Source organism: Embleya sp. NPDC020886, from assembly GCF_044333915.1.
GTDB lineage: Bacteria > Actinomycetota > Actinomycetes > Streptomycetales > Streptomycetaceae > Embleya.
Genome location: NZ_JBIRRX010000025.1, coordinates 41,930 through 66,298 on the forward strand (window position 1 = coordinate 41,930; position 24,369 = coordinate 66,298).

Annotated in this window: 20 protein-coding genes; 10 read left to right on the plus strand and 10 right to left on the minus strand. The window is 71.2% G+C overall.

The window, feature by feature from the left end; all coding sequences use genetic code 11:
- Nucleotides 1–58: 58 nt before the first annotated feature.
- Nucleotides 59–1,255, plus strand: coding sequence for a PP2C family protein-serine/threonine phosphatase (locus ACH4U8_RS43650; protein WP_360321057.1), 1,197 nt, complete (start codon nt 59–61; stop codon nt 1,253–1,255).
- A gap of 455 nt (nt 1,256–1,710) precedes the next feature.
- Here ACH4U8_RS43650 and ACH4U8_RS43655 read toward each other — a convergent pair whose 3' ends face one another.
- Together ACH4U8_RS43655 and ACH4U8_RS43660 are read right to left on the minus strand one after the other, a co-directional pair.
- Nucleotides 1,711–3,750: a sigma-70 family RNA polymerase sigma factor gene (locus tag ACH4U8_RS43655; protein WP_395784043.1), complete on the minus strand. Its 2,040-nt coding sequence runs from the start codon at nt 3,748–3,750 to the stop codon at nt 1,711–1,713.
- Complete coding sequence (locus ACH4U8_RS43660) at nt 3,747–4,076, minus strand: YciI family protein (RefSeq protein ID WP_360321051.1); 330 nt, start codon at nt 4,074–4,076, stop codon at nt 3,747–3,749. The genes ACH4U8_RS43655 and ACH4U8_RS43660 overlap by 4 nt, the downstream gene beginning before the upstream one ends.
- Before the next feature lie 166 nt (nt 4,077–4,242).
- Between ACH4U8_RS43660 and ACH4U8_RS43665 the strand changes: the two genes are divergently transcribed.
- Together ACH4U8_RS43665 and ACH4U8_RS43670 are read left to right on the plus strand one after the other, a co-directional pair.
- Entirely contained in the window at nt 4,243–4,938 is a 696-nt protein-coding gene (locus ACH4U8_RS43665) for a DUF998 domain-containing protein (protein WP_360321048.1), read from the plus strand.
- Between the two features lie 250 nt (nt 4,939–5,188).
- A complete protein-coding gene (locus ACH4U8_RS43670; RefSeq protein ID WP_360321045.1) occupies nt 5,189–5,785 on the plus strand; it encodes a dihydrofolate reductase family protein in 597 nt (198 codons plus the stop codon).
- 345 nt (nt 5,786–6,130) lie between these two features.
- On the opposite strand, the gene ACH4U8_RS43675 is transcribed toward ACH4U8_RS43670, so the two are convergent.
- Together ACH4U8_RS43675 and ACH4U8_RS43680 are read right to left on the minus strand one after the other, a co-directional pair.
- Nucleotides 6,131–6,508, minus strand: coding sequence for a pyridoxamine 5'-phosphate oxidase family protein (locus tag ACH4U8_RS43675; RefSeq protein ID WP_395784045.1), 378 nt, complete (start codon nt 6,506–6,508; stop codon nt 6,131–6,133).
- On the minus strand, nt 6,505–7,239 hold the full coding sequence (locus ACH4U8_RS43680) for an NAD(P)-dependent oxidoreductase (RefSeq protein WP_395784047.1): 735 nt from the start codon (nt 7,237–7,239) through the stop codon (nt 6,505–6,507). Before ACH4U8_RS43680 ends, ACH4U8_RS43675 begins: the two co-directional genes overlap by 4 nt.
- A gap of 88 nt (nt 7,240–7,327) precedes the next feature.
- Between ACH4U8_RS43680 and ACH4U8_RS43685 the strand changes: the two genes are divergently transcribed.
- Nucleotides 7,328–7,921, plus strand: a complete 594-nt coding sequence (locus tag ACH4U8_RS43685; protein WP_395784049.1) for a TetR/AcrR family transcriptional regulator — start codon at nt 7,328–7,330, stop codon at nt 7,919–7,921.
- Nucleotides 7,922–8,491: 570 nt separating this feature from the next.
- Here ACH4U8_RS43685 and ACH4U8_RS43690 read toward each other — a convergent pair.
- Nucleotides 8,492–9,334 carry a carbohydrate-binding protein gene (locus tag ACH4U8_RS43690; RefSeq protein WP_395784051.1) on the minus strand — a complete coding sequence of 281 codons (843 nt, stop codon included), beginning with the start codon at nt 9,332–9,334 and terminating at the stop codon, nt 8,492–8,494.
- Nucleotides 9,335–10,045: 711 nt separating this feature from the next.
- Here ACH4U8_RS43690 and ACH4U8_RS43695 point away from each other — a divergent pair.
- Nucleotides 10,046–10,582, plus strand: a complete 537-nt coding sequence (locus ACH4U8_RS43695; RefSeq protein ID WP_395784053.1) for a DUF4240 domain-containing protein — start codon at nt 10,046–10,048, stop codon at nt 10,580–10,582.
- Nucleotides 10,583–12,163: 1,581 nt separating this feature from the next.
- Here ACH4U8_RS43695 and ACH4U8_RS43700 read toward each other — a convergent pair.
- The 3 genes from ACH4U8_RS43700 to ACH4U8_RS43710 form a co-directional block, all read right to left on the minus strand.
- Nucleotides 12,164–13,600 (minus strand): MFS transporter, encoded by a 1,437-nt coding sequence (locus tag ACH4U8_RS43700; protein ID WP_395784055.1) that lies wholly within the window; start codon nt 13,598–13,600, stop codon nt 12,164–12,166.
- A gap of 161 nt (nt 13,601–13,761) precedes the next feature.
- Nucleotides 13,762–14,388, minus strand: coding sequence for a TetR/AcrR family transcriptional regulator (locus tag ACH4U8_RS43705; RefSeq protein ID WP_395784057.1), 627 nt, complete (start codon nt 14,386–14,388; stop codon nt 13,762–13,764).
- 485 nt (nt 14,389–14,873) lie between these two features.
- Nucleotides 14,874–15,191, minus strand: coding sequence for a hypothetical protein (locus tag ACH4U8_RS43710; RefSeq protein WP_395784059.1), 318 nt, complete (start codon nt 15,189–15,191; stop codon nt 14,874–14,876).
- A 94-nt stretch (nt 15,192–15,285) separates the two neighbouring features.
- Between ACH4U8_RS43710 and ACH4U8_RS43715 the strand changes: the two genes are divergently transcribed.
- Nucleotides 15,286–16,143 carry a LysR family transcriptional regulator gene (locus ACH4U8_RS43715; RefSeq protein WP_395784061.1) on the plus strand — a complete coding sequence of 286 codons (858 nt, stop codon included), beginning with the start codon at nt 15,286–15,288 and terminating at the stop codon, nt 16,141–16,143.
- 570 nt (nt 16,144–16,713) lie between these two features.
- On the opposite strand, the gene ACH4U8_RS43720 is transcribed toward ACH4U8_RS43715, so the two are convergent.
- A complete protein-coding gene (locus tag ACH4U8_RS43720) occupies nt 16,714–18,432 on the minus strand; it encodes a choice-of-anchor P family protein (RefSeq protein WP_395784063.1) in 1,719 nt (572 codons plus the stop codon).
- 1,077 nt (nt 18,433–19,509) lie between these two features.
- On the opposite strand from ACH4U8_RS43720, the gene ACH4U8_RS43725 reads away from it, so the two are divergent.
- Together ACH4U8_RS43725 and ACH4U8_RS43730 are read left to right on the plus strand one after the other, a co-directional pair.
- Nucleotides 19,510–19,785: a hypothetical protein gene (locus tag ACH4U8_RS43725; RefSeq protein ID WP_360322388.1), complete on the plus strand. Its 276-nt coding sequence runs from the start codon at nt 19,510–19,512 to the stop codon at nt 19,783–19,785.
- On the plus strand, nt 19,773–20,090 hold the full coding sequence (locus tag ACH4U8_RS43730; protein ID WP_395784065.1) for a hypothetical protein: 318 nt from the start codon (nt 19,773–19,775) through the stop codon (nt 20,088–20,090). Before ACH4U8_RS43725 ends, ACH4U8_RS43730 begins: the two co-directional genes overlap by 13 nt.
- Here the strand turns inward: ACH4U8_RS43730 and ACH4U8_RS43735 are convergent.
- Nucleotides 20,038–20,379 (minus strand): hypothetical protein, encoded by a 342-nt coding sequence (locus ACH4U8_RS43735; protein ID WP_395784067.1) that lies wholly within the window; start codon nt 20,377–20,379, stop codon nt 20,038–20,040. The genes ACH4U8_RS43730 and ACH4U8_RS43735 overlap by 53 nt on opposite strands.
- A gap of 1,355 nt (nt 20,380–21,734) precedes the next feature.
- Between ACH4U8_RS43735 and ACH4U8_RS43740 the strand changes: the two genes are divergently transcribed.
- The gene (locus ACH4U8_RS43740) at nt 21,735–22,169 is read left to right on the plus strand and encodes a hypothetical protein (protein WP_395784069.1); all 435 of its coding nucleotides are present in this window, start codon (nt 21,735–21,737) and stop codon (nt 22,167–22,169) included.
- Nucleotides 22,170–22,747: 578 nt separating this feature from the next.
- A complete protein-coding gene (locus ACH4U8_RS43745; protein WP_395784071.1) occupies nt 22,748–24,076 on the plus strand; it encodes an NADH-quinone oxidoreductase subunit D in 1,329 nt (442 codons plus the stop codon).
- Nucleotides 24,077–24,369 lie beyond the last annotated feature (293 nt).

Sequence of the window (24,369 nt, forward strand, 5' to 3'; positions counted from 1 at the left end):
CGGACCCGCACGGAGGCGCCACCGCCGCGCCTCCGCAGAGAACGGCTGCAGACTGACTGTGAATGCATATGAGGAAGCCGAGCGCGCGCTGCGCGCCGCCCCACCGCATGGACTGTTGGACGCCATCCGCACCGTGCTGAAGCGGCACTACGGGGCGAGATCCGTCGAACTTCTGCTGGCCGACTACAGCCTGACCGTCCTGCTGCCGGTCTCCGGGCTCGCCCACACCCCGGAATCCCTGTCCATCGACAACAGTCTCCCGGGCCGAGTCTTCGGCGCACAGGAGCCCGGCCGCGAGGAGCGAGAAGACGCCACGGTCGTACACCTCCCGGTGACCGTACGCGGCGATCGCCTCGGTGTACTCAGCGTCGTCCTGCCCACCGACGCCCATTCGTCGGCGATCCGGGCCGAACTGCTCGACATCGCCGAAATGCTCGCCCACGCGGTGATCGTCGCCGAACGCGACACCGACATCTACCTCCGGGCCCGGCGTAAGGACCGCCTGACCCTGGCGGCCGAAATGCAGTGGCAACTCCTGCCCGGACGAGCGTGCAGCCGCGACGAGTACGCCATCGGCGCCCAACTCGAACCCGCCTACGCCGTCCACGGCGACAACTTCGACTGGTCCGCCACCGCCGACCACCTCGTCCTGACGGTGACCAACGGCATGGGCGAGGGAATCGACGCCGCCCTGCTCACCAACCTCACGATCAACGCCCTGCGCAACGCCCGCCGCGCCGGCATCTCCATCGCCGACCAGGCGGCCCTCGCCGACCAGGCCGTGTTCGCCCAGCACCGCGGCGACGCCTACCTGTCCGTCCTGCTGCTGGACTTCGAACTGAGCACCGGACGAGTCCGGGTGGTCGACGCCGGCTCCCCCCGCCTGCTGCTCCTGCGCGAGGGCACCGTGTCGGCGGTCGACTTCGACGCGCAACTACCCCTGGGCATGTTCGAGGAGACCGACTACACGTCACAGGAGTTCCAGCTCCGGCCCGGCGACCGCCTCGTGTTCGTCAGCGACGGTGTCCACGCCGTCGCCTCTCCCGCCGGCGAGGCATACGGCGAACGCGCGCTGGCCCGGGCGATCAACGCGACCCGACTGCTGCCCGCCGCCGAGATGCCCCGCGCCCTCCTGCGCGAACTCACCGGCCACCGAGGCCGCCCCGACCCCGACGACGACGCCCTGGTGGTATGCCTGGACTGGCACGGCCGCCCCACCACCCACCCGCCGGCCGAGGACCCCGCCAACCCCTGAAGACACCACACCCGACCGCAACGACAACCGGCCTCCGGCCGGACCCGTCGGCAGTGAGGACCGCTCCGCCGGCCGAGCACCCGGTCTTCGACCTCACGCATGCGCCGGGCTTGCGATTCGACGGCGGCACCCGCCTTGGCCGACCAGGTCGCCGGCGACCCGGTCGAGTCGATCACCACGCGGCTCGATACCGGCTTCGGCCCGGTGACCGGGCATGCCGCCACCGCGGAACAGCCCCACAGTCGGCGGGTACGGCGGCCCCGATGCCGGGCGTGATCAGGCGGACGCCTTCCCGGTCGTACGTGTGGCGGACCGCCTCGGTGATCCGGGCCTGCGTCATCCCTGCGGTGATGGGGATGCCGGATCGGCGGGGGAATTCGGCGGCGAGAGCTTTCGCCGTGTCGATCGTGTTGGTCGGTCGGGTGGGGTTGTGGGTCGACGGCCTCGGCTCGGTTTCAGGATCGGCTCTCTTCCTGGCTCCAGTCTCGTAGTCGGCGCAGCGGGTGTCCGGTCGTGGACTTGCACAGGAACTCGGCGCGTTCGTACGACAGTCGCCCGCGCCCGGTCAGCGGGCAGACGTCCTCCGGGCCCAGGATGCCCGCCCGGGTCGGGCCCGGTCGTCGGTCGGCGAGGAACACCGGGCCTCTGGTCCGGCCGTCCAGAAGCTCGGGCAGGAGCGCCGCAGTGCGCGAGCGCCAGGTGATCCATGCGTCACGCCGATCCGACCGCCGGTCGGTGCGGCGGGCTCGGCGCTCCGGCAGGTCGAGGTCCTGGACGTTGAGGGCCAGCACGGCAGCGACGGTCGTGCCCGACTCGTGCAGCAGCGTCCACAACGTGCGCTCCCGCAACGGGGCTTCCACGTCTCCCGGCCACGCCGTTCCGGGCGGGATCGGGGCGGGCGCCGGCGCGGGGCGGCGTCGGGGCGTTCGCTGGGGGATGCCCGCGTCCAGGCCCGGGGTGTGCGTCCACGCCGCGAACGCCCGTACGGCGGAGCGGTGTCGATTCCACGTGGCCGCCGCCACGCCACCCCACGACACGCGGAAGGCACCGGCGACCTGATCGGCCGTCAGCGACGCGAGCGGCATCCCCACACCCAGGGAGAGCCGCAGCCGCCACATCGTCTGTCCGTAGGAGCGGGCCGTCGCCGGCGCGAGCCGATCCCCGGCCAGGAAGGCGTCGATGGCCTCGCCGAACGTCCACGCGGACGCGTCGCCGAGCGGGATCGCCTCGGCCCGACGCGTCAGGTAGGTCTGTTCGGCGCTGTTGCGCGTCAGCAACGCCGCGCGCTCGAACTCCCGGCGGGCCTCCTCGCCGCGCCCCAGCCGCAGCAGCAGGTCGCCGCGCACCCCCGGGAGCAGGTGGTAGTCGCGTAGCGCGGGGTCCGCGACGAGCTCGTCGACGAGGGCGAGGCCGGCCGCGGGGCCGTCCGCCATCCCCACCGCGACCGCCCGGTTGAGTCGCACCACGGCGGTGGGCAGGAGGCCGGCCAAGGCGGTGTACAGCCCGGCGATCCGGACCCAGTCGGTCTCCTCGGCGGTGCGCGCCTGGGCGTGGCAGACGGCGATCGCGGCCTGCAACAGGTAGGGACCGGGCCGGCCGGGTGTGCCGGCCGCGCGGGCGCGCAACATCGCCGCGAAGCCGCGGCGGATGAGCAACCCGTCCCAGCGTCCCCGGTTCTGCGCGTGCAACGGCACGGGTTCGCCGGCGGGACCGGTGCGCGCCGCCGTACGCGACGCCTGGATCTCCATGAGCGCCACCAGGCCGTGGGCCTCCGGCTCGTCGGGCACCGACTCGGCGAGCAGGCGGCCCAACCGCAGTGCCTCCAGGCACAGGCCGGGCCGGATCAGGTCCTCGCCCGAGGTTGCCGAGTAGCCCTCGTTGAAGATCAAGTAGACGACCTCCAGGACGGAGGCGAGGCGTTCGGCCAACTCGGCGCCAACCGGGAGCTCGAACGGCACCCGCTCCTCGGCGAGGGTGCGTTTCGCCGTCGCGATGCGGCGGGCGATCAGTGGCTCGACGGTGAGGAACGCGCGGGCGATCTCGGCCGCGGTGAGCCCGCCGAGCAGCCGCAGGGTGAGGGCGACGCGCGCCTCGGTCGGCAGCACCGGGTGGCAGGAGACGAACATCAGCCGCAGCACGTCGTCCTGCTCGGACTCGGATTGGGGTTCGGCGGCCCCGGGGTCGTGTTCGGGGCCGCCGACGCCGTCGAGTCGCCGTTGCTCGGCCAGTTCGTACGCGAGCGTCTCGCCGTGTTCCGCCAGGCGCCGTTCGCGGCGGATGTGGTCGACCGCGCGGCGTTTGGCGACGGTGGTGAGCCAGGCCCCCGGGTTGTCCGGGATGCCCGACTCCGGCCACTGCTCCAGCGCCGCGACGAGCGCGTCCTGGGCCAGTTCCTCGGCCGCGCCGACATCGCGGACCATGCGGGTCAGCGCGGCGACGAGACGGGCCGACTCCATCCTCCAGATCGCGTCGATCGTGCGGTGGACGTCCGTCACGGACCGAAGACCTGTTGGATCACGCTCTCGCCGTCACCGACGATCCGGCGGAACCGGCGGGCCAGTTCGATCGCCTCCTCGTGGGAGCGGACCTCGACGAGGGCGAAGCCGACCACCGCCTCCTTGGACTCGGCGAACGGACCGTCCGTGACGGTGACCTCGCCGCCCTCGGAGACCAGCCGGACGCCGCTCGGCTCCAGACCGCCGGAGGCCAGCAGTACACCCGCGGCGCTGAGCTCCTCGATGAAGGCGCCCATCTCGGCGAACAGCCTCTCGTCGGGGGTTTTCGCGTTCTCCGAAGCCTTGGACATCATCAGGTAGCGCATGGCGTTTCTCCGTCTCGTCCGGCCCGGCCGGATCGCCGAGGCACACCCGTGCGTCGTATCCGCTCTGTGACAGGTAATTACCTTATTCCCTGTCACATCAGCGGATCGACGACGGTGCGAGCCCCACCGGAATCCGGGGCCCGCCCGCCCCTCGAAGGAGCCCGCCGTGACCACCACCACCCGACCCCCGCGCCCCCCGGTCACCGCCGACCGGACCCGGACCGCCGCCGAACGCGGCTCGGTCGGCACCCGTGCGCTGCTCGCCTGCGCGGCCGTCGCCGGTCCACTGTGGGTGGCCGTGTCGGTCGCCCAGGCACTCACCCGCGAGGGTTTCGAGCCGACCCGGCACGCGCTCAGCCAGTTGGCCACCGGATCGCTCGGCCGGCTCCAGATCACCAACTTCGTGATCGCCGGCATCCTGGCCACCGCCGGCGCGGCCGGGCTGCGGCGGGTCATGCAGGGGACGGCCGGCGGCGTCGCGGTGCCGCGGCTGGTCCGGGTGGTGGGCGTGGGCATGGTCGCCGCCGGGCTGCTGACGATGGACCCGGCGGACGGCTTCCCCGTGGGCACGCCGGACGGCGTCCCGGAGTCGATGAGTTGGCACGCGTACGGACACATGGCCGCCGGGTCGATCACGTTCTTCTCGCTGATCGCCATCGGCTACCTGCTCGGCCGACACTTCTCCCGGCTCGGGAACCGGCGGCTCGCGGTCGTCTGCCGCGTCGCGGCCACGGTCAAGTTGGCGGGCGACGCCTGGGCGATGAGCGGCGGCGCGGCCGGCGCGTTGACCATAGCCATCGGTACGACCGTCATGTTCGCGCTGCTCGCCTACGTGGCCGCGCACTACCGGCGTACCGCCTGAGGAACACCGCCCCCCGGCCTGCGCACGCGCTCGCCGAGTGGGCGCGAAGGCCCCCCGGATTCCGTCGACCGGGGGTGCCCGCCCCGTGCGACCGACGTCGTGGTGACGCACAGGTCGCCGCACGACGAGGCGGTCGAGAGGCACCCGCTGCGGTGCCCTTCGAAAAGGGATCGTCGGGACCGACGAGTCCCGCGCGATCCGGCGGTTTTGGTGAACGGTAATCAACCCAACCAGGAAGTGAGACGGTTCGATGCGCATTGTCATTGGTGAGTTCGTCAGTCTGGACGGCGTCATGCAGGCTCCGGGCGGGCCGGACGAGGACACCGACGGCGGGTTCGCCCACGGTGGTTGGACGCACCCGTTCTTCGACCCGCAGGTGATGGGTGGCGCGCTCGCGGAGTGGGCCGCCGACACCGATGCCCTGCTGTTCGGGCGCCGGACGTGGCAGGTCATGGCCGCGGCGTGGCCCGGGCGGGCCGGTGACCCCTTCGCCGACCACATGAACTCGGTCGCCAAGTACGTCGTCTCCGACACCCTGGCCGACGACGACCTCACGTGGAACAACACCACCCGCATCCCCGGGGACGGGGCGCTGGACGGGATCAGGAAGCTGCGCGAGACCGACGGCCGCGACCTGGTCGTGATGGGCAGCCTCTCGCTGGCCCGCACCCTCGTGGCCGAGGGGCTGGTCGACGAGCTGCGTCTGATGATCATGCCGGTGCTCGTCGGCGGCGGAAAGACGCTCTTCCCGACCGACGGCGCGCTGCGCCCGCTCGAACTGGTCTCGACGGTGGTCAGCAGCACGGGCGTGCACGTGTGCACCTACCGGCCGGTGACCGCGGCGTAGTTCGCGCCCGGGATCGCACTCCCACGGCGCGGCCGGGAACACTCCCGGCCGCGCCGACACGGCGACGAAGACGCGGACCGCCTCGGAACCGGCACCATCGAGGCTGGGAAACGCGGTCGCTCTCGCAACGCGTCGTCGGGCCCGTGCACCGCACGGGCCCGACGACGCGTCGGCCCCTTCGTGCGTCGCGGCGATGTCGTCGCGTCCGGTGCCGTCGCCGACGACGTATTGCTGCGCCCCGGTTCCGGTCCCGGTGCCGGGTTCCGCTCCGGCGGCTGGGCAAGGCGTCGTTGCCACGGGCCGGCCGGTGGTCGCCGGCTCGTGTGGGGTGGTGTCGGGCGCGGGTCAGTGGAGGCCCAGGGTGCGGTCCACGGCTATCTCGATGACGACCCGGCCCGAGGGCGACGGGGGCGGGGATCCGTAGCGGGCGAGGTAGCGGCGTACGCCTTCGCGGACGCGTCGCGGGTCGGCGGTCAGGGTGGCCGTGCCTTCGAGCGTGATCCAACGGGGGCCCTCGGGTTGGCAGATCGCGACCCGGCTGCCGGGGGCCGCGAGCAGGTTGCGGGCCTTACGGGTCGTGTCGATCGTCAGAACGCGGGCCAGCCGTGCGGCGCGGTCCCAGGTGAACCGGACGGTGACCACGTGCGGGGAACCGTCGGGGCGCAGGGTGGTGAGCGTCCCGACGCTGGGCAGCGCAAGGAGCGCCTCGGCACCGGGCGTCACCCGGCCGCCCCCGCCTTCTGCGCCGCGGCGGCCTTCTCCGCCCTCTGGGCCTTGGCCTGACGGTAGATCAGCTTGGGGATGCTCATTTTGACGCCGCGGGTCCCGACACCCATCGCCTTGCGGACGAACCGGCCGTCCCGGAGTTGACTCAGCATGGCCGCGGCGAGATCGGTACGCGCGGTGTAGAGAGCGTCGACGCTGTCCTCGCCCAGTTCGTAGTCGGTGACCTCGTGGTGCTCGAACAATCCGCCGGGGCGGACGATCGTCCAGTCCAACCGGCTTGCCCGCAGCACGGCTTCCATGCGGCGCATGTCCTCGTGTGCGGTCCCGGCCACCTTGCGGTTGACCAGCGGGTCCATGACGAGGTTGAAGAAGTGTTCGCCGGTGGGCCGCCAGTTCGGGTCGGCCACGCTGGAGCTGACCGCGACGAGGCGTTCGACGCCGTGCCGTTCCATGCCGGCGAGGATGTTGCGTACGCCGTCGGAATAGACCGTCACCCTTTCCCTGGTGGGTGGCACACCCAGCGCCGAGACGACCGCGTCGCTGCCCGCGACGGCCGCGGCGACGGCGTCGGCGTTCGCCACGTCGACGTTGGCGACGGTCAGGCCCGCGCGGGGTGCGAGTGCGTCCGCCCGGCGGGAGACGGCGGTGACCTCGTGGCCGGCGTCGAGGGCCTGGGCGGTGACGCGGCGGCCGGTCGGTCCGGTGGCGCCGAAGACGGTGATGCGCATGTGTCGCTCCTTGTTGCCGGCCCCGGGGGTGTCCGCGGGGCTCGCTGGGGTCGACTGTGGCCGGGCGGACACGTGGTATCCAAGGACGATGAATAAATCCCGGGGCCGTCCGCGCGGCAATCCGCCGACCAGAGCGCTCATCGCCGAGGCCGCACGCGTGCTGTTCCTCGAGCACGGCTACCGGCGTACGACGCTGCGGGCGATCGCCGCCGCGGCGGGCGTGGACCAGGCGCTGATCAAGTACCACTTCGGGTCGAAGCAGCAGTTGTTCGGCGAGGTCACAGAGCTGCAGTGCGCGCAGTCGCTGGGGCTCGGCGAGGCACTGCAGGGCGACCCGGCCGGGGTCGCCGACCGGATTCTGCAAGCCGTCACCGACCTGTGGGACGCGACCGTCGTCAACCGCGAAGCGCTGCAGGACGAGGACGTGATGGGGGTGCTGCGCGAGTATCTCGACGGGGAGGTGTTGCCGCAGATTGCTGAATATCTCGGCGGCACCGACGCGACCGAGCGCGCGACCGCGGTGGTCGTCGTGATCGGCGGCCTGATCTTCACCCGCTACCTCCAGCCGCTGCCGGCCGCCACGCGCCCGTCGGCGGCGGACGTACGCCGGATCCTGGGTCCGACGCTGCGCGCGGCCCTGCAAGGCAACCGCCCGCGGGCGCGGCGCGTCGCGGCAGCCTGAGGCCGCTGCGCCGGAGGGTGAACGCGGCGCAGACGGACGCCTACCGGCCGAGGACGTGCTCAGCCGGTGTGACGAGGGCGGCTGCGGCAAGCACCGCCGGGCACGCGGCATGCCCACGGTCGGGCCGTCGTGGCCGTTCGCGGCCGGGCGCGCGTGCCGCAGGGGGACATATCCGCTTCGGTCGATCGCAGCGGCGAAGCGTCCGCACGGCGTCCGGCCCTGCGGCAGGGTGCGCCGGCGGGCCGGGCACCATGCGGCGGGGCCACGGCGCGGCCAACCGGATCCCCGAGGCGTCGGCCGCGACCGAGGGGAACTTCCCCCGTGGCGTGGGAGGTGTCGGTTGGCCGGTCAGGGCGGGTTGTCGGGTCCGGGCCGGGACACACGTGAATCGGATCCGAGGCGGACTCGGGATGCGCGACCGGGGTGGGCAGTGGTGTTCGCGCACGCGACCGTAGGGGGTACGGCCGGTGTGCTCGAGCGTGCGAGCGCGTTCGCGGCGTGTGCGCGGTGAACCGGCCGGCCCCGGACCGTGGGGACGGGGCCGGCCGGTTCCCGGGTCGGACGAGAGGGTCAGAGGCGCCGCCACAGGAAGTCGTAGTTCGGCGGTTCCCAGCCCGGTCGGGACAAGTGGGCCACGAGGCAGCGGTAGGTCGAGCCGCCGTACGTGACCTGGTCGCCCACGGCGTAGTTCGTACCGACCGCCCATGCGCGGCCGGTGGGCGGAGTCGTCGGCGGTGTGCCGTTGATGTTGAGCACGAAGTCGAACGACGCCTCACGACCCGACCCGACCTGACGAACCGTCATCAGCAGTCGGGGGTCGTAGATGGTGTCGGTGTTGTTGCGCGGCTCACCGGGGAAGTACGTCTGCGTGGTGAGGATGCCGCGGTTGGGCGCCTGGACCTTCATGTGCAGGTGTCGGGTGCGGCCCGGGTACAGGCCGGGCACGATCGTGGTGAGCGTGTACGCCCCCTGCGCGTTGGTGAACTGGTGGCCGCGGAAGGCGAATCCGGTGTTGTCGTAGTTGCCGTTGGTGTCCGCCTGCCAGAAGTCCAGGAGCACGTTGGCGAGCGGCTGACACTGGCGGCCGAAGACGTAGCCGGTCACGGTGAGCGGGATGCCCGGGGTGCTCGACGTGGCGAGTACCGTGCGCAACGGCGAGTTGGGCTTGAAGTACGGCCCCTCGGTCTGTGCGATCGTGGGTGCGTCGCCGTCGTGGCAGAACGGCGTCGGAGCCAGATCGGTGCCCGAGTCGCGCGAGGAGCGGGCCAGCGCGGGGACGCCGCCGATCAGGAACGGCAGGGGCGCGGCCACGAGCGCGGCCTTGAACAGGTTCTTCCGGGTGATGCCCCGCGAAGCGGCTTCGTCCGGCGCTTCGCTGTGCGGCTTGTCGATGTCCGTGTCGTCGATGTCCACGTCGACCTTCCTCGGCGGCGGCGGGTACGGGCGTGTCGACTCGACGGCATCGGCCCACAGCGACCGACACCGGACGAGGTCACCACCCGCGATCGTCTCGAATCTATGCGGGCCGATCGGGCGGGGCGATGCACAGAGCACGGCCGTCATAGTCCTTTTCACGGATGTCGTGGTGATTGTCCGACCGCGCAGGCACGCGCCGACCTCGCGGCCGCGATCGAGCCGGCGAGAGGGCCCGAGCGAATATCATCCGCCCCGCCCGCCGCCGAGGACCGGATACGGAGCGCACGAGCGGGCAGACCCGGGCGGGAGTGCCGGACCCGGGACGGTCGGCCGCCCACAGCGGTAGCCCGCCGACGACCGCCCGGACGCGGGAGCCGCTGCCCACGGAGGAGTCGGCGGAACTCGAGAACCGGCTCGCGCGCGCGACCTCGAAGACAACCTCGGCACCCGGATTGCCGAGGCCCGGGAATGCCGACGCCGATGGCTCGGCGAGGTCTCGGGTCTCGAACAGACCCTGGTCGCGCCGCGCGGAAAGAGGGAACGTGTTGAACGCCCGACGACGACGGCATCCACGATGCGCCCGGAGCCGTTCATTCAGCGGCGGCCCGTCCGGACGGGCCTTCCGAACCTGGACGCGGGCCCGTCCGCCGAGACCGGCAACGTGCCGCAGCAGTGTGCTGTCGGTTCGAGATGACAGCCTCGACCGCCATGGACACCAACGGGTTCTGGACGCTGATCGAGGACGCCCGCAGCGGGCTGCCCGATCTCGCGGACGGCAACGCCCTTGCTCACCGGGCCAGTTCTCTGTTGGCTGCTCGCCCTCGCGCCGAGATCATCGCGGGCCAACAGGCTCTGTGGGACCTGATGGCCGCGTCCTACCGGAGTCCGCCGTGGGCCGCCGCCTACGTGATCAACGGCGGATGCTCCGACGACGGCTTCGACTACTTCCGAGGCCGGCTGATCCTGCAAGGCCGCGACACCTTCGAGCGCGTCCTCGCCGACCCCGACGCACTCGCCGAACTCCCGGCGATCGGAGCCGCAGCGGCCGACGGAGCGGACATCGACGGCGAGGAAGCACTGAGTATCGTCCGGAACGCACACGAAACGGCGACCGGCGAAGAACTCCCCGCCGATGTGTTCACCATCCGATACCCGAATCTCGACCCCGACTGGAACTTCGACTTCGACGATCAGGCCGAGATGAGACACCGTCTGCCTCGCCTGACAGCGCTCTACGAGTACTGATCCAGCCGCGACCTCCGCGACGTGTCGGCAGGACGGCGTGTTGATCGCTCCGAACGTCCGCTCTGCTCTGCGGCGGGGCGGGGCGGACGCTCACCTCCAACGTTCCTCGCGCCTTGTCCCACCTCCGCCGACACGGTGCCGATCGTCGTTTCACCGACCTCCGCAGCCGCGCCGGTGCCGTTGTCGAGTTCGTCGAGTGGTGGCAGCCTCCCGAGCTTGAGTTGCCTCCTGACGGCGCCCTGCGGGCGTTGCGCGGCCGTGCGCCGATGTCTTCGTCGCCGGTGGTGCATCCGGGGCGGAACTTCTCCAAGGATCTGTCCCATTGGAGTACGGGTGTACCTCGTCGATGCCCGCGTTGGCGGGCAATCACCGGGGTCAGCCGCCCCGTACGAGGCCGTCGTCGGTGGCCTCGGCCCCGGTTTCGTGGCGGCCGTCGGTTCCGGCTGTCGGCCCGTTTGCTTGTCCACGTTCCGCAGGCGTGGTCGGATCCGGTTTCTCCGCGCTGTCGCCGGCGTCGTGGAGGTGGGGGCGACCGGCGGCGTCCGGAGCGTCTCTGCGGGTCGTGCACCGATCCCGCCGGTGACCACGTACCGGGTGACGGTGACCGGGGTCGGCCGGCGCGGCCTGTGTGTCGAGCCGAGTGTCGTCTCGTGGTTGCCCTCGGGCTGTCGGGTCGTGGACGTTTGCGCCTTGCTGCGGGGACTCGTCCGCGAAGTGTCGAGATGGACCCGCGTTGTCCCGACGACGGCCGCGTCGTCGTCGATGTGTTCCTGCACTGGACCGGAAGCCTCATGCTGCTTCCGGTCGTTGTCCCGGTGCCCGCCGGTCCGAGGTTGCGCCTGTTGTGCGACGCGTTTCTCCGTCGGCCCGCCTGCGGGCTGGGCGACGGTCCTCGGCGCGGGTAGACGCGCGCTTCGCCGTCTGTTTCGTGGCGGTGCGGGCGTGGGTTTCACCCGTTGGCTCGGCGGGCCTGCGTTCCGCGCTCGTTGTGCGACCCGGTCGCGGGCGTGCGGGTCTTCCGGGGGGCGACCACGTTCGGGTACAGGATTCCGGCTGCGTTCATCGTGGTGTTCGGCAGCCTTCTCGGCCGCTCGTCGACGGTTTGCGGCCCCCGCTGCCATCCGGTGGCGATAGGCGAGGGGGATCTGCTCGTGGCGTCACGACCAGGGAGCGGCGCGGGCCGTTCCGGCGTCGGGGGAGAAGCTGCACGGCCGGTGGAAGGTGTGTGCGGCGGGCGTGCGCGAGTCTGTCGGGGCATCGCCGTGCAACGGCCCGCCGTCCCAGGCGACCTGGACCGTGCCGGCCGTTGTCGGTGGAGGCGCAGCGTCTGTTCGAGGTTGCCGGGGTCGGCCTCACGGAACCGAGTCGGGTGCGCGGGGTGATGTTCCTTGCGTGACTCGGGGCTTGCCGGTCGGCGGCCCCGCCCACCGTCGCCGGGCGACGAAGGTGGGCGGGGCCGCCGCGTCGCGCGGTGGGGACCGTCGGGCCGGGTCCCGGTCGGCGCGGCGGAGGTGACGCGTACGCCTGCGGGCGCGGCCTCCGGAGAGGACGCGCCTGCGGGGTGCCGGCGGGGGTGCGGGGTCAGACGCCGATCGGGACCTTCGGGGCCGGGGCGTTCGTCGCCGCCTCGGCGCGGGTGCGCGGGATCAGCGCGGCGGTGACCGAGCCGATGCCGGCCAGGGCCACGCCGACCCACAGCGCGGGGACGAGACCGTCGACGAAGCTCTGGGAGGAAGTGAAGCCGCCGTTGGCGCTGAAGACCGAGGCGAGCACCGCGACGCCGAGGACGCCGCCGAGTTCGCGCATCGCGTTGTTGGCTCCGGAGGCGACACCCTGTTCGTCGGTATGGACCACGGACATCAGCAGGCCGGCGGTGGGGATGAAGTACAGCGACATGCCCAGTCCGCTGAGGATCAGGGCCGGGATCTGCTGCGCGTAGGTGACGTCGGTCGACGCGGTGAGCGCGAACCAGGCCAGACCCGCCGCGCTCAGGGCGAGACCCGCGACGACGAGCGGCCGGCCGCCGATCCGGGCGGCCAGCGGGCCGGCGAGCGGCGCGATGACCACGGGCATCATCGTCCACGGCAGGATCCGCAGACCCGCTTCGAGCGGCGAGTAGCCCTGGACGCCCTGGAGGTACTGGGTGAGCAGGAAGATCGAGCCGAAGACGCCGGCGAACATGAGCAGCCCGGAGAAGGTCAGGGCGGTGAAGGCACGGTTGCGGAACATCGTCATGGGCAGCATGGGCTGTGCGGCGCGGCGCTCGTAGCCGACGAAAGCGGCGAGCAGTACGACACCTACGGCGATCGGGGCGATGACGCCGACGCTGGACCAGCCGTGGCCCTCACCGCGGACCAGCCCGAAGACGAGGCCGAGCAGGCCGAGGCTGACGAGGGCGGTGCCGACCGGGTCGAGGCGGCTGTTGGGGCCGAAGCTCTCGTCCACCTTGCGCAGCGTGAGCGGGACCAGGACCAGGCCGAGCGGGACGTTCAGCCAGAAGATCCACTGCCAGGAGCCGTGTTCGACGACGGCACCGCCGACCAGTGGGCCCAGGGCGACAGCGAGTCCGTTGATGCCGCCCCACAGACCCAGGGCCATCGGGCGCTTCTCCGGGGTGACCGCGCGGGTCAGAACCGTGAGGCTGATCGGGAGGATCGCGGCGGCCCCGGCACCCTGTAGGGCGCGGGCGACGATGAGTGTGTCGGAGTTCGGGGCGATCGCGGCGATCGCGGAGGCGACCGTGAAGATCCCGATACCGGTCGCGAAGATCCGGCGGCGGCCGAATCGGTCGCCCAGTGCGGCGCCCAGCATGAGCAACACCGCGAAGCTGAGGGTGTAGGCGTTCACCGTCCATTCCAGCTCGGATATCCCGGCGTCGAGGTCGTCACGGATGGACGGCAGGGCGGTGGTGACGACGAGGTTGTCGAGCGAGGCCATGAAGAGGGCGAAGCTCGAGGCGAGGAAGGTCCACAGGACCGTGCGCGATCCGGTCGCGGGTCGCGTCTGCTGCTTGCTCATGGGATCCCTTGGGGTCGAGTCCGGAGGTAGTGATTGATGACTTACTATCGAGGAGACACCGAATTTAGTTATTGATTACTAACTTTTGAGGGTCGGAGAGTTCCGCCCCGACGGCTGCCCGCGGTGCGCGAAGAAGGTCCGGCGGGTGGCGCGAACGGGGTTCAGTCGGACGGCGTGGCTGCGGGTGGCCCGCCGAACCGCTCGGGGCTCTCGCACAGGTCGCAGCTGAGCAGCTCGCCTTCCGCGGAGAGCGTGTCGTTGAAGTACCGGTCGCGGGGCAGGTCGAGCGAGGCGACGACGTTACAGAGCATGCCGCGAGCGAAGAAGTTGGTGAGCTCGTCGCCGTCGGCTCCGGTGACCTCGCGGACGAACGAGTCCAGCCGATCCCAGAACCTGCGGATGTCGGCCCGCAGTTCGGGGTCCTCGGCCGCGGCGTACGCCTGGAGCTGGATGCGCAGCAGATCGGTGTCGTTGCCGAGGAAGTCGTGGTAGGCGTGCGCCATCGCATGCATCGCCGGGAAGCCGGTGAGACCTTCGGTGGCGCGGCGGAAGCGCTCCTCGACACGGTCGAAGCCGTACTCCACGGTGGCGAGGAAAAGCGCCTTCTTGTCATCGAACAGGCGGAACAGGTACGGCTGCGAGACGCCGACGCGCTTCGCGATCGCCGCGGTGGAGGTGCCGTTCAGGCCGCCCCTGGCGAACTCGGCGACGGCGGCGCGGATGACTGCGACGCGACGTTCGTCGGCGCTCATCCGGACGGTGCCGGTCGCGCGGCTGGGGGCTGCCATGCGAAGTAAGTTATTACTCAATAACTGTGCCGTCAAGCCCGAAGCTCGGGCCCATTTCGAGGGCACTCGGCGCCACCGCGACCGCGCTCGGCGCAGCCCCGAACCGTTTGGCGATCGATGTGGAAACCGCGTTGGGAGTCGGCATGAGCCGCGAACCGACCGCGCCATACCGGAGTCTGACGCACGATCACCTGCCGGTGTTCCGGTTCCGGTTCCGGCTTCGCGTGATCGCGTGACCACCGGACGAGGTCGCCGGGCGTGGGGCACCCGACATGTCCGGCGCTCGCCGGGCATTTACGGCGAGCGGGTGTCGATCTCGACGGTGGTGGCCCGGTCGGAGCCGAGGCGGGCAGTCGGGAGCGCGGCGTTGGTGCGTCGGGTCGGCCGGGGCACGATCGGCGATCCGGAGGCCGCTCGCGGTACGAAAGCGGCGCGGCGGCGCTTCGGGCGTCACACTGCGGCTGAAGCGCCGCCGCTGCGGCCGCTCATGCCAGCGGCTCGTGGTTGACCCAGATCGCCTTGTACGGGTAGCGGCTCTGCCAGCGCTTGATCAGGTCGATCGCCCCGGGCATGGTGAAGGTCGCGTTCAAGGCATCGAGATCGGCCACGCGTAGCTGCAGGATGGCGCTGGCGATGGCCACCGGAGCGTGGTCGTCGCCCGGGACACGAATATGGTGCCGGGCCGCGACCGACTCGACCAGACCGGAACCCATCACGAGCTCCTCGAACTCCTCGAGGTACCGGTCCAGCTCACTCGCAGGAATCGGACTGTCGAATGCCACGATCATCGTGTGGTGAATCATGCCTCCAGAGAACAGGCGTTTCCGGCACCTGTCCAAGATCCATCCGTTCTCTTTCGATGCCTGGCAGGAATGGATTGCGCGGTAGTGTCGCGGCATGGCCGAGCTGGAGACCCGCGAGCTGGAGTACTTCGTCGCCGTGGCCGAGGAACTGCACTTCGGTCACGCAGCGGCCCGCCTGGCGATCGCGCAGCCGGCCCTGTCCAAAGCGGTCCGGCGCCTGGAATCCCGGCTCGGAGTGACGCTGCTGGAGCGCTCCAGCAGGCACGTCGCCCTCACTCTCGCCGGCGAAGCACTCCTGCACCACGGCCGGCACGCCCTCAACGCCGTCGGCGCGGCCGCCGAGAAGGCCCGCCGGGCCGGCGATCAGCAGGCCCATCTGCGCCTGGTGATCAAACCGGGCGGCGACGCGAACCTCCTGTCGGGCATCCTGGCCGCCTACGCCGGCCGGCCCGACGCCCGCCGGGTGGACATCCTCTTCGGCGGAGCAACCGACCGCGCCGACTACGTCCGAGATGGCCGCGCGGATGTTGCCCTGCTGTATGCGCCGTTCGACGACATGACCGGCCTGGACCACGAAACCCTGATGGTCGAAGGACGTGTCGCGATCCTGCCGCCGGACCACCGGCTCGCCTCTCACCCGGAGGTCACACTCGCCGACCTCGCCCGGGAGACACTGCCACGCTGGAAGGGTGTGCGCTGGACCGGAGCACCCGAGACGGAGCCGGGCCCCGAGGTCACGGACGCAGCCGAAGCCCTACACATGATCAGACTGGGACGCACCATCGCGATGTTGCCCCGCTCGCTGGCCCAGCCCATGCACCCCGACCTCGTATACCGGCCCGTGATCGACGCCCCCCACAGCGAACTCGTCCTCGCGTGGGCACAGCAGGACCGCCGCCGCCTGGTCGCCTCCTTCGTCGCCGCCGCTGTGGATGCCGCAGGGATGACTTGAGGATGCGGATGATTCCGTACGATCCGGGTGCCATGTCGCAACAACCGGAAGGCGGTGCCGCGTTGTTCGGGCGCGGCGCTCCGACCTGTGGTGGGGCACCGATGGCGAATGTTGGTCCGTGTTTTGCGACATGGGACTTCGGTTCGTGAATCCGGTGTGCTTCGTTGCGAAGCACGGGGCCCTGCCGGAAGCGGTTCGTGACCTATGTCCCCAGGCATGCCACACCGGCCGCCGGCCACCCGCCGGCCACCCGCCGGCCACCGGTCCGGGCCGCCCGGGCTGTGCGCCCGCGCGCGGGATCCAGCGACGACATCCATCGGACGAAGTGGAATACGACATCGATACGCCGGGCAATCGCCGACGAAACGATTCGACGCGCCGTGGGCACCCCACACTCGAAACCCGACACGCGACACGTGGGAACGAGAGTTGAGAACCGCGTAGCGCCACACAGTGCCGCCCCGACACGATCGCGGCTCTGTCTCGGACAACGCCGTACCCGCCACCGCCGCCACACACGCGGCGCGGCGACCGTGAACGGCCGCCGCGCCCGGACTCGTTCGCCTCATCTCACGCGGTCGGGCACGTGGCTCCCGGCAACGTCAGCGCCACCCGCGCATGCGAAACCACGACGCTCACGCCGGACAACAACGTGATCCGCAGCGCGTTGACCGTAATCCCCCGACCGTTGGGGTCGACCACCCGCTCGTTCACGCGCACCGTCGCCACCAGCGGGATCGTGATATCCACGTTGACGTTGGGGTTCACCACCGGCACCCCGGCCACCCGCAGGTTCGCCAACGTGACCGAACCGCTCGGCGTCGCACCGCCGTTCGCGTCGCCCTGCACGGTGGCGACCGCTTCGACGACGTCCGCCGTGACCAGTCCGCCGAGCAGGTTCACCCCGGCCGTCTCGGCGCGCGCGTTCGCCCGCTGCAGGCCGTTCGCGTCGAACGTGCCCTCCGCGCGGGTGGTGACCACGCCCGCGTTGCCGACGACGCCCAGCGACACGGTCGCGACGTTGTCGGTGTCGACCGCAGCGACGTTCGAGCACGTCACGTCGGACGCGGCGATCGGGCCGATGTTCGCGAGCGGGGACGTCAGCGCGGCCCCGTACGCGTGCGCGTCGAAGCGCATCGTGTCGAACACGACGCTCGCGCACCCGGGCAGGCTCACCCCGACCACGTTGGTGAAGCCGGCCGCGCAGTTCGTGTACGTCCCGCGTGCCGCCGAGGTCACTTGGACCTGCGCCGTGCAGGATTCCTGACCTGCCGTCAGGTTGCCGGATACGTCGACCGTGCCCCCACCCGCCGGCGCGACGACCGAACCGGAATCGCACGTCGTCGTGGCCACTCCGGTCGCCTTGAGCCCGGCCGGCAGCGCGTCCGAGAACGACCAACCGGGCTTGGCGCCCAACTCGTTCGTGTTCGTGATCGTGAAGGTCAGGGTCGAGGTGCCACCGGTGAGCACCGGCGTCGGCGCGAAGCCGATGTCGACCTGCGGGCTCGCGTCGACGAGCTTGACGTTGTCGAAGGCCACGTCGTTGCCGGTGCCGCTCGGCTGCTCGTTCACCAGTCGGATGCCGGCCCGGTTGCCGGCGAACAGCACGGCGCCGTTGCTGGTGAAGGTGCCGACCTTGGCCCCGCCGATCGTCGTCGTGGCATCCACACACGCCTCGATCGGGCGCGTGAACGCGGGCGTGGCCCGGTCGCCGTCGAGCAGGTAGAAGCTGAACTTGGAGTGGTTGGCGAAGCAGTTGACCTCGGCGATGTCGACCGAGAACGCGATGAAGCGCCGCCCCGCAGGCAACGGGATCGGTGCCGCCGTCTCCAACTGCACCTTGCCGGCCCCCGGATTGCCCGCGGTGTACGCCGTCACGGCGTGGTTCGTGGTCGAGGAACCGCCCGACCACTGACCGAGTACACCCGCGAGGTTCTTGACCTGAGCCCAGTCGCCCGAAACGCACCCGCTGCCGGCGGGAGGCGTGGTCGACGCGGCCGGCGACGTGACCCAGCCGTTGCACGCGGTCAACCAGGCCGGGTCGGCGGTGTACGTCTCGCCCACCGGCGGACCACCGGTGTAGTGCGTGAGCAGGGTCGGCGTCGCGCCCTGGCCGTTCTCGAAACCCTCGGCGAAAATCGCCGCAGGCGCCTGCGGCACACCCGGCGTCCCGGGCGCGGCCTGCGCGCCGCCGACGGCGAACGGCGCGGTCAGACCCGCAACCGCCACCGCGATCGATATACCGACGCTGCCGAAGCGCCCGGTGAGCCGTTCTCTCATCGTGGACATGACGAAACCCCCTACGTCGCAAGGTGTCCGACCCCACGACCCACCCCGCAGGGCGGGCCGAGGACGGCAAGGCCGGACCGATCGCGGGCACCACGACCGGCCCGGCACATCGCCTCGAGCAGCACAGCACCCACAACGCCGAACACCCGCCTCCCGGCAGCCAAACCACACCTACAGGTGACACCGTCGCGCGCCGGCGCACGCACCGACCACCACGCACCTCCACCCTCGACCTGCGCCTCACTACCCCCGATCGCCCGACTGATCCAGCCGGCACTCGCATCCGGGATGCTTCCGGGCGAAGCAGCAGCGGGGGCGGACCGGCACGGAGGCGACGCCTGGCAGCGCGGGCCATCGAACGTGGTGGCGCATCGGCCATCGCCCGATCCACCGGGCATTCCCGCGCTATTGACTCTCCTCTCTCGTCGATGAGGACCAGGCGGACGCCCGCCCGGTTGTAGGTGTGGCAGATGGCCTCGGTGAACTGGGCCTGCGCCCTCCGGGCCGTGACGGGACATCAAAACAGCGGGGGCAAACCCCCATAGCCCGCCCGCCACCGCCAAATTCCCCCACGCCCGCGCGCCGCACCCCACCGCCCGGGCGTGGCCGTCCGGTGGGCGTCCAGTCACGGACTACTGCTGTCAAGACCAAGCCGCAAGCACCCAGCCTCCCCGTGAAGCGCGCGCAGCGCCTCGCGGTCCAAAGCTTTGACGATGCGCATCGAAGGGGGAGAGGCCGGCTCCCCATCCGCTCGTTGACGGGCCGGCCCGCCCACGAGACCCACCCGCCGGCGCACGGTGAGGCGCGGAACTCCCTTGCGGCGCACCGGCAACGGCGGCGGTGGCGTCCATTGCGTAGTCCGGCACTGGTCACTTGCTGGAGTATCCAGGCATGTTCTTCCGGGCCAGTGGTGTTCCGGTACCAGGCCAAAGACCGACGCGCCATCACCTGCCCGCGCCGGCTCGTGGGGCCGGTCCCGCGGCGACGTCGCCGGCCATCGGGGGAAGTCCCTGTGGTGCCCCGGCCATCCGGATGCGAGGTTGATCTCGTCGAAGTGCGGTACGGGGCGGGGGGATCGTGGGAAGACTCGGATGGGCCGTCGTGCCGTTCGCGGTGGCCGGGGTGTTGCTGCTGTCGGGATGTGGTGGAGACGACGACGAGCGCGGCAAGGGGGATTCGCCGGTGGCGAACCAGCGCGGCGACGACACCCCGGCCCAGGTGTTCAACATGCCGGACGGGTTCGGGAACTTGGCAACCAAGTGCGTCGGTCACGGATTTCGCGCCTACGTGACCACCAACGCGAGCGGCCCCTCCAACGTGCAGATCGTCCCCGACGCCGCATGCGCCGGGTGAACACGACGCGGTGGGCGCTCGTCGTGTCGGTGGTTTTGGTTCTCGGTGCCGTCACCGGTTGCTCGCAGAAGTACTACGACGAACGCGGCAAGGCCGACGGTCCGGTGCTCGGTGGTCGGGGAGAGGACAGTCCAGCGGAGGTGTTCAACTTTCCCGACGGGTTCGGGAACCTCGCAACCAAATGCGTCGGGCCCGGCAAGCGCGCCTACGCGACGACCAAGGGTTCCGTGTCGATCGGCGAGGACGAGGTGATCATCCCCGCGAACGCGGTGATCGTCGACGACCCGAGCTGCGCGCGGCGCTGAGTCGGCCCGTCGCTGTCTGCCGGACGTGGCACGAGGCGCCGACGTTGCGGCGGCCGATGGTCACGTATGGGCCGACCCGGGGGACGAGGCCGGCGCCGGCACGGACGTCGAGCAGGTGGGTGACACCGGCGACGACCCGGTCCCAGCCGTCCTTGCCGTTGCGCGCGGGCCGGTAGCGGCCGTTCGCGGCGGAGTCGGCCGTGTCCAGCGACACCGACACCGCGTCCACGCCCAACGCGACGGTACGTTCGGCCATGCCCTCGCGGGCGAGGGGATCCCGTTGAGGCACACCGCACCCCCTCGACGCCGGCGTCCTCGATCGCGGCCACCGCGCCCAGGACCGCCGGCCCGGCACCCGCACCCGACCGGCGTGTACACCCCCGTGGGCACCTGCCGCATACCGGCCTTGCTCCCGACATGGCCGGCCACCGAACTTGCCCGCACCGACCACCCCAACCCCCCGGCGAAAGCCCATCCTGTGCCGCCGCAGGCCCGCGTCGCCGCCGCAGGCAGCCACGCGAACATCGCGGCCCAGGCGTTGGCCACCCGTCGGGAACATCAGGACCGAGTTCCCCGCTCCGGAGCGGGTGACGACGAGCAGCGCCCTGCTCGCACGAGATCTGCACCCCGATGGTCCGACTGCCGGCCTGGTGCGCCCGAGCACGTGAGCGGGCACGTGCTGCGAACGCCGACGACGGATCCGCCGGACCCGACCCACCTCGACGGGTAGTTGCCCCCCCGTGTTCCGCGCGGATGTATGGGGCCGGCAGCGAGGGTCGGCGGGTGGGGAGCCGGGCCTCGCGGGCGGTGAACCGTCGTCGGCGGGTGGGCGAGGGCCCGGGATTCGTTCGGGGCGCGGGCACGGAGCCACACGGCGACGGCGCACGATGTGAGGACCCAGCCGCGCACGCCGACGGACCGTCGGATCGGCAGGCACCCCATATCGGTCAAGGTCCCGGGCAGGTTGACGAGGTAGCCGTTGGCGGTGTCTCCGCGCATCGACCGCCGGGTTCGCCGCCTGCCGATCCGCACGCCTTCGGGGAGGCTACGGGCACCGGACGACCACCCCCGCACGGCCCCCGAGCTCGACCACGCCACCACGAGGCCCTCGCCCCGAGCCCGATTCGTACCCGACACCGTCGTTCCGGAGCCACCGGCCGACGACGCCGGGAACTTCCCCGGGTGAGCGCGCCGCAGGGGAGACGGTCGTGCCCTCGCGACGGATGCGGCCTGCCGCCTGTTCCCGGCCCCGTGTCGAACACCACGGATCCCACCCCACACCCACCGAACACGAACACCCCTGACCGGCACCGCAGTTCACCACACACCGAGTTCGGTGAGCAGTCGCTCTCGATCCCCACCGAACGAACCGCCTCCGGTGCACCCCTGGTCGATCCGTGCGCGCCCCGGCCCGGGCCGGCGGTATGCGTCCGCCGCCGCGCCGCCGGGGTGTTGCGCCGCCTTCCCCCAGGCTTGTGGCCTCGTTCGTGGCGGGTGGTCGTGGTGGGGATGATGGTGTGTCGTGGTCGTTCACGGGCAACGACCGTGCTGTGGGGGAGGGTTCGGGGTGAGGTTCGAATCGGGTGGGTTTCCGTTTCACAAGCTCCCGCGCCGGCTGGGAACTCGGCGAAATCCTCAACGCCCGTGGCCACAAGGCCCCGAAGGCCATGTACGGAACTCCTGCCCTTCCGCAACCGACACGGCCTCACCGCCGCGATCGGCGTGTACGAACTCGTCGCCCAAGCCGTCGGCGCCGACAAGGTCACCGCCGGCCGACTCCGCGAATCCCTCGCGCTGCTCCCGGGCGACCTGACCATCGGCGAGGACGACCCGGCCGCCGTCGCCCAATCACTCGCCGGCGTCATCGAGGGAACACAGCCGCCCGCGCCCACACCGTCCACGGCACTCCCCTCGGCCCTCCAACGCGACGTCGACCGGCGGGCCGTCGCTCTCGCCGATCGGTTCGACCGCGGACGCATCCCCGCAGCGAAGTCCTGGTGCATCTGTCGGCCGCGTTCGCCGACGAGAGGCCCACGGGTCTTCGAGGCCGCCCTCGAACGCATGAAGACCGAGCACTGAAAACGCGAGGGCGCCCGGCCAAATGTGGTGGCCGGGCACCCTCGCGTACCGAAACCCGACACGTGAACGCCGACAACTGGCCCCGCGCCCGGTGTCCCGGCCGGCGGGCGCCGCGGCGGCCTTGGCGGCGCGGTCGGCCCGCTCGAACGCGAGCTGAGAATCGAGCAGGGGCGGCCTCCGGGAGTTCGTTCGCCTGTTCGAGTCCGGGGTCGGCGGCATCGGCGCGCCGTCGGCCGACGCCGATGTCCGATGTCCGGTGTCACTGCTCCTCGACCGTTTGCCACTGAAGCCGGAGGGCCCCGGGCTCGTCCGTCATCGGCACTGATCGCCTCCCCGGCTGGTCGACTCGAACCAAGGGGACTTCCGTGCGGTGGGATCGTCGGGGATTCGCCCGGGAGGCTTTGGCTGCGATTGCGTCGGTGAGGAGGGGGGTAGCGGCGAGCCGAGGGTGCCTTCGCACGGGGGCGCGGTTGTCGCGGGGCCGCCGCTGTCCGGTGAGCGAGTTCGACTCGTCTTTCGCGTGCGCGGACAGGAAAGCGGTGGGGGCGAACATCCGACATCGGATCCGGGAGCCGGACATGGCGCACGGTAACAAGGATGAAGCCGACGACGCGGCACCCGTGCGCGAGGTGTATGTCGACGCCGGGCAGGATCTGGCCGACGCGGTCGTCGAGCTCGGCGCCGCGCCGGAGGAGCGCATCGTCGTCAATCTGGGGCCGCAACATCCGTCGACGCACGGAGTTCTGCGGCTCGTCCTCGAACTCGACGCCGAGCGGGTCGTGCAGGCGCGTCTGGGTATCGGGTACCTGCACACCGGGATCGAGAAGAACTGCGAGTACCGCAACTGGACCCAGTCGGTCATGTTCGTGACGCGTGCCGACTACCTGATGCCGGTGTTCAACGAGGTCGTCTACTGTCTCGGTGTCGAACGTCTGCTCGGCATCACCGACCAGGTCCCCGAACGTGCCCGGGTCATCCGGGTGATGCTCATGGAGCTCAACCGGATCTCCTCGCATCTGGTCGCCATCGCGACCGGTGGCATGGAGCTGGGTGCGCTGACCGTGATGACGTACGGCTTCCGCGACCGGGAGCTGATCCTCGACGTGTTCGAAGCGGTCACCGGGATGCGGATGAACCACGGGTACGTCCGGCCCGGCGGTCTCGTGCAGGACCTGCCCCGCGGGGCCGAGGCACAGGTCCGCGAACTCCTGCGGATCCTCCCCGAACGGCTGGGCGACTACGAGCAACTCCTCGACGACAACGCGGTCTTCCGGTCTCGGACCGTCGGCGTGGCGTACCTGGACATCACGGGTTGCGTGGCGCTCGGCGTCACCGGGCCGATCCTGCGGGCCACCGGGCTGCCGCACGACCTGCGCAAGACGCAGCCGTACAGCGGGTACGAGGACTACGAGTTCGACGTGCCGACCCGCGACGGCTGCGACGCCTACGACCGCTACCGGGTGCGGGTCGCAGAGATGCGGCAGTCGCTGCGGATCGTCGAGCAGTGTCTCGACCGGCTGCGGCCGGGCCCGGTGATGGTCGCGGACAAGAAGATCGCGTGGCCCGCGCAACTCTCGCTGGGACCCGACGGGCTCGGCAATTCGCCGGAGCACGTCGCCACGATCATGGGCACGTCGATGGAGTCGCTGATCCACCACTTCCGGCTGGTCACCGAAGGCTTCTCGGTGCCGGTGGGCCAGTCGTACACCGCCGTGGAGTCGCCGCGCGGTGAACTCGGCTGCCACCTGGTCTCGACGGGCGGATCCCGGCCGTACCGCGTCCACCTGCGGGACCCGTCGTTCGCCAACCTGCAAGCGGTGGCGGCGATGGTCGAAGGCGGCCTGGTCGCCGATGTCGTCGCGGCGCTGGCCAGCACCGATCCGGTCCTGGGCGGTGTGGACCGCTGACGGCGGCGCGAGTGGTACGGCCGCCCAGCCGAACCGGTCGAGGTCGACCCCGGCGGGGCCCGGGACTCGGGCAGGCCGTGCCGGTGCGTTGTTCGGCGTCGGCCGTGAGTACCCGGGTTCCGTCCGTGTCGGCGCGGACCGAGTCCTTGCCGATGCGTGGGCGGCGCGGCGTATATCCGGGGCCGGCCGGATATCGTCCGGGGCCGGTCGGTCTCCGAGGGGGACGCGCCCCTCGCGGGGTCCTTCGCACGGGCTCGTCATCGGCCCGCCCGGCCGGTACCGACCTGCAGTAC

Coding starts and splice junctions, on each gene's coding strand:
- ACH4U8_RS43685 (WP_395784049.1), top strand. CDS start 7,328: ATGAATAAATCCCGGGGCCGTCCGCGCGGCAATCCGCCGACCAGAGCG.
- ACH4U8_RS43680 (WP_395784047.1), bottom strand. CDS start 7,239: ATGCGCATCACCGTCTTCGGCGCCACCGGACCGACCGGCCGCCGCGTC.
- ACH4U8_RS43710 (WP_395784059.1), bottom strand. CDS start 15,191: ATGATTCACCACACGATGATCGTGGCATTCGACAGTCCGATTCCTGCG.
- ACH4U8_RS43720 (WP_395784063.1), bottom strand. CDS start 18,432: ATGTCCACGATGAGAGAACGGCTCACCGGGCGCTTCGGCAGCGTCGGT.
- ACH4U8_RS43670 (WP_360321045.1), top strand. CDS start 5,189: ATGCGCATTGTCATTGGTGAGTTCGTCAGTCTGGACGGCGTCATGCAG.
- ACH4U8_RS43660 (WP_360321051.1), bottom strand. CDS start 4,076: ATGCGCTACCTGATGATGTCCAAGGCTTCGGAGAACGCGAAAACCCCC.
- ACH4U8_RS43705 (WP_395784057.1), bottom strand. CDS start 14,388: ATGGCAGCCCCCAGCCGCGCGACCGGCACCGTCCGGATGAGCGCCGAC.
- ACH4U8_RS43700 (WP_395784055.1), bottom strand. CDS start 13,600: ATGAGCAAGCAGCAGACGCGACCCGCGACCGGATCGCGCACGGTCCTG.
- ACH4U8_RS43715 (WP_395784061.1), top strand. CDS start 15,286: ATGGCCGAGCTGGAGACCCGCGAGCTGGAGTACTTCGTCGCCGTGGCC.
- ACH4U8_RS43730 (WP_395784065.1), top strand. CDS start 19,773: ATGCGCCGGGTGAACACGACGCGGTGGGCGCTCGTCGTGTCGGTGGTT.
- ACH4U8_RS43695 (WP_395784053.1), top strand. CDS start 10,046: ATGGACACCAACGGGTTCTGGACGCTGATCGAGGACGCCCGCAGCGGG.
- ACH4U8_RS43745 (WP_395784071.1), top strand. CDS start 22,748: ATGGCGCACGGTAACAAGGATGAAGCCGACGACGCGGCACCCGTGCGC.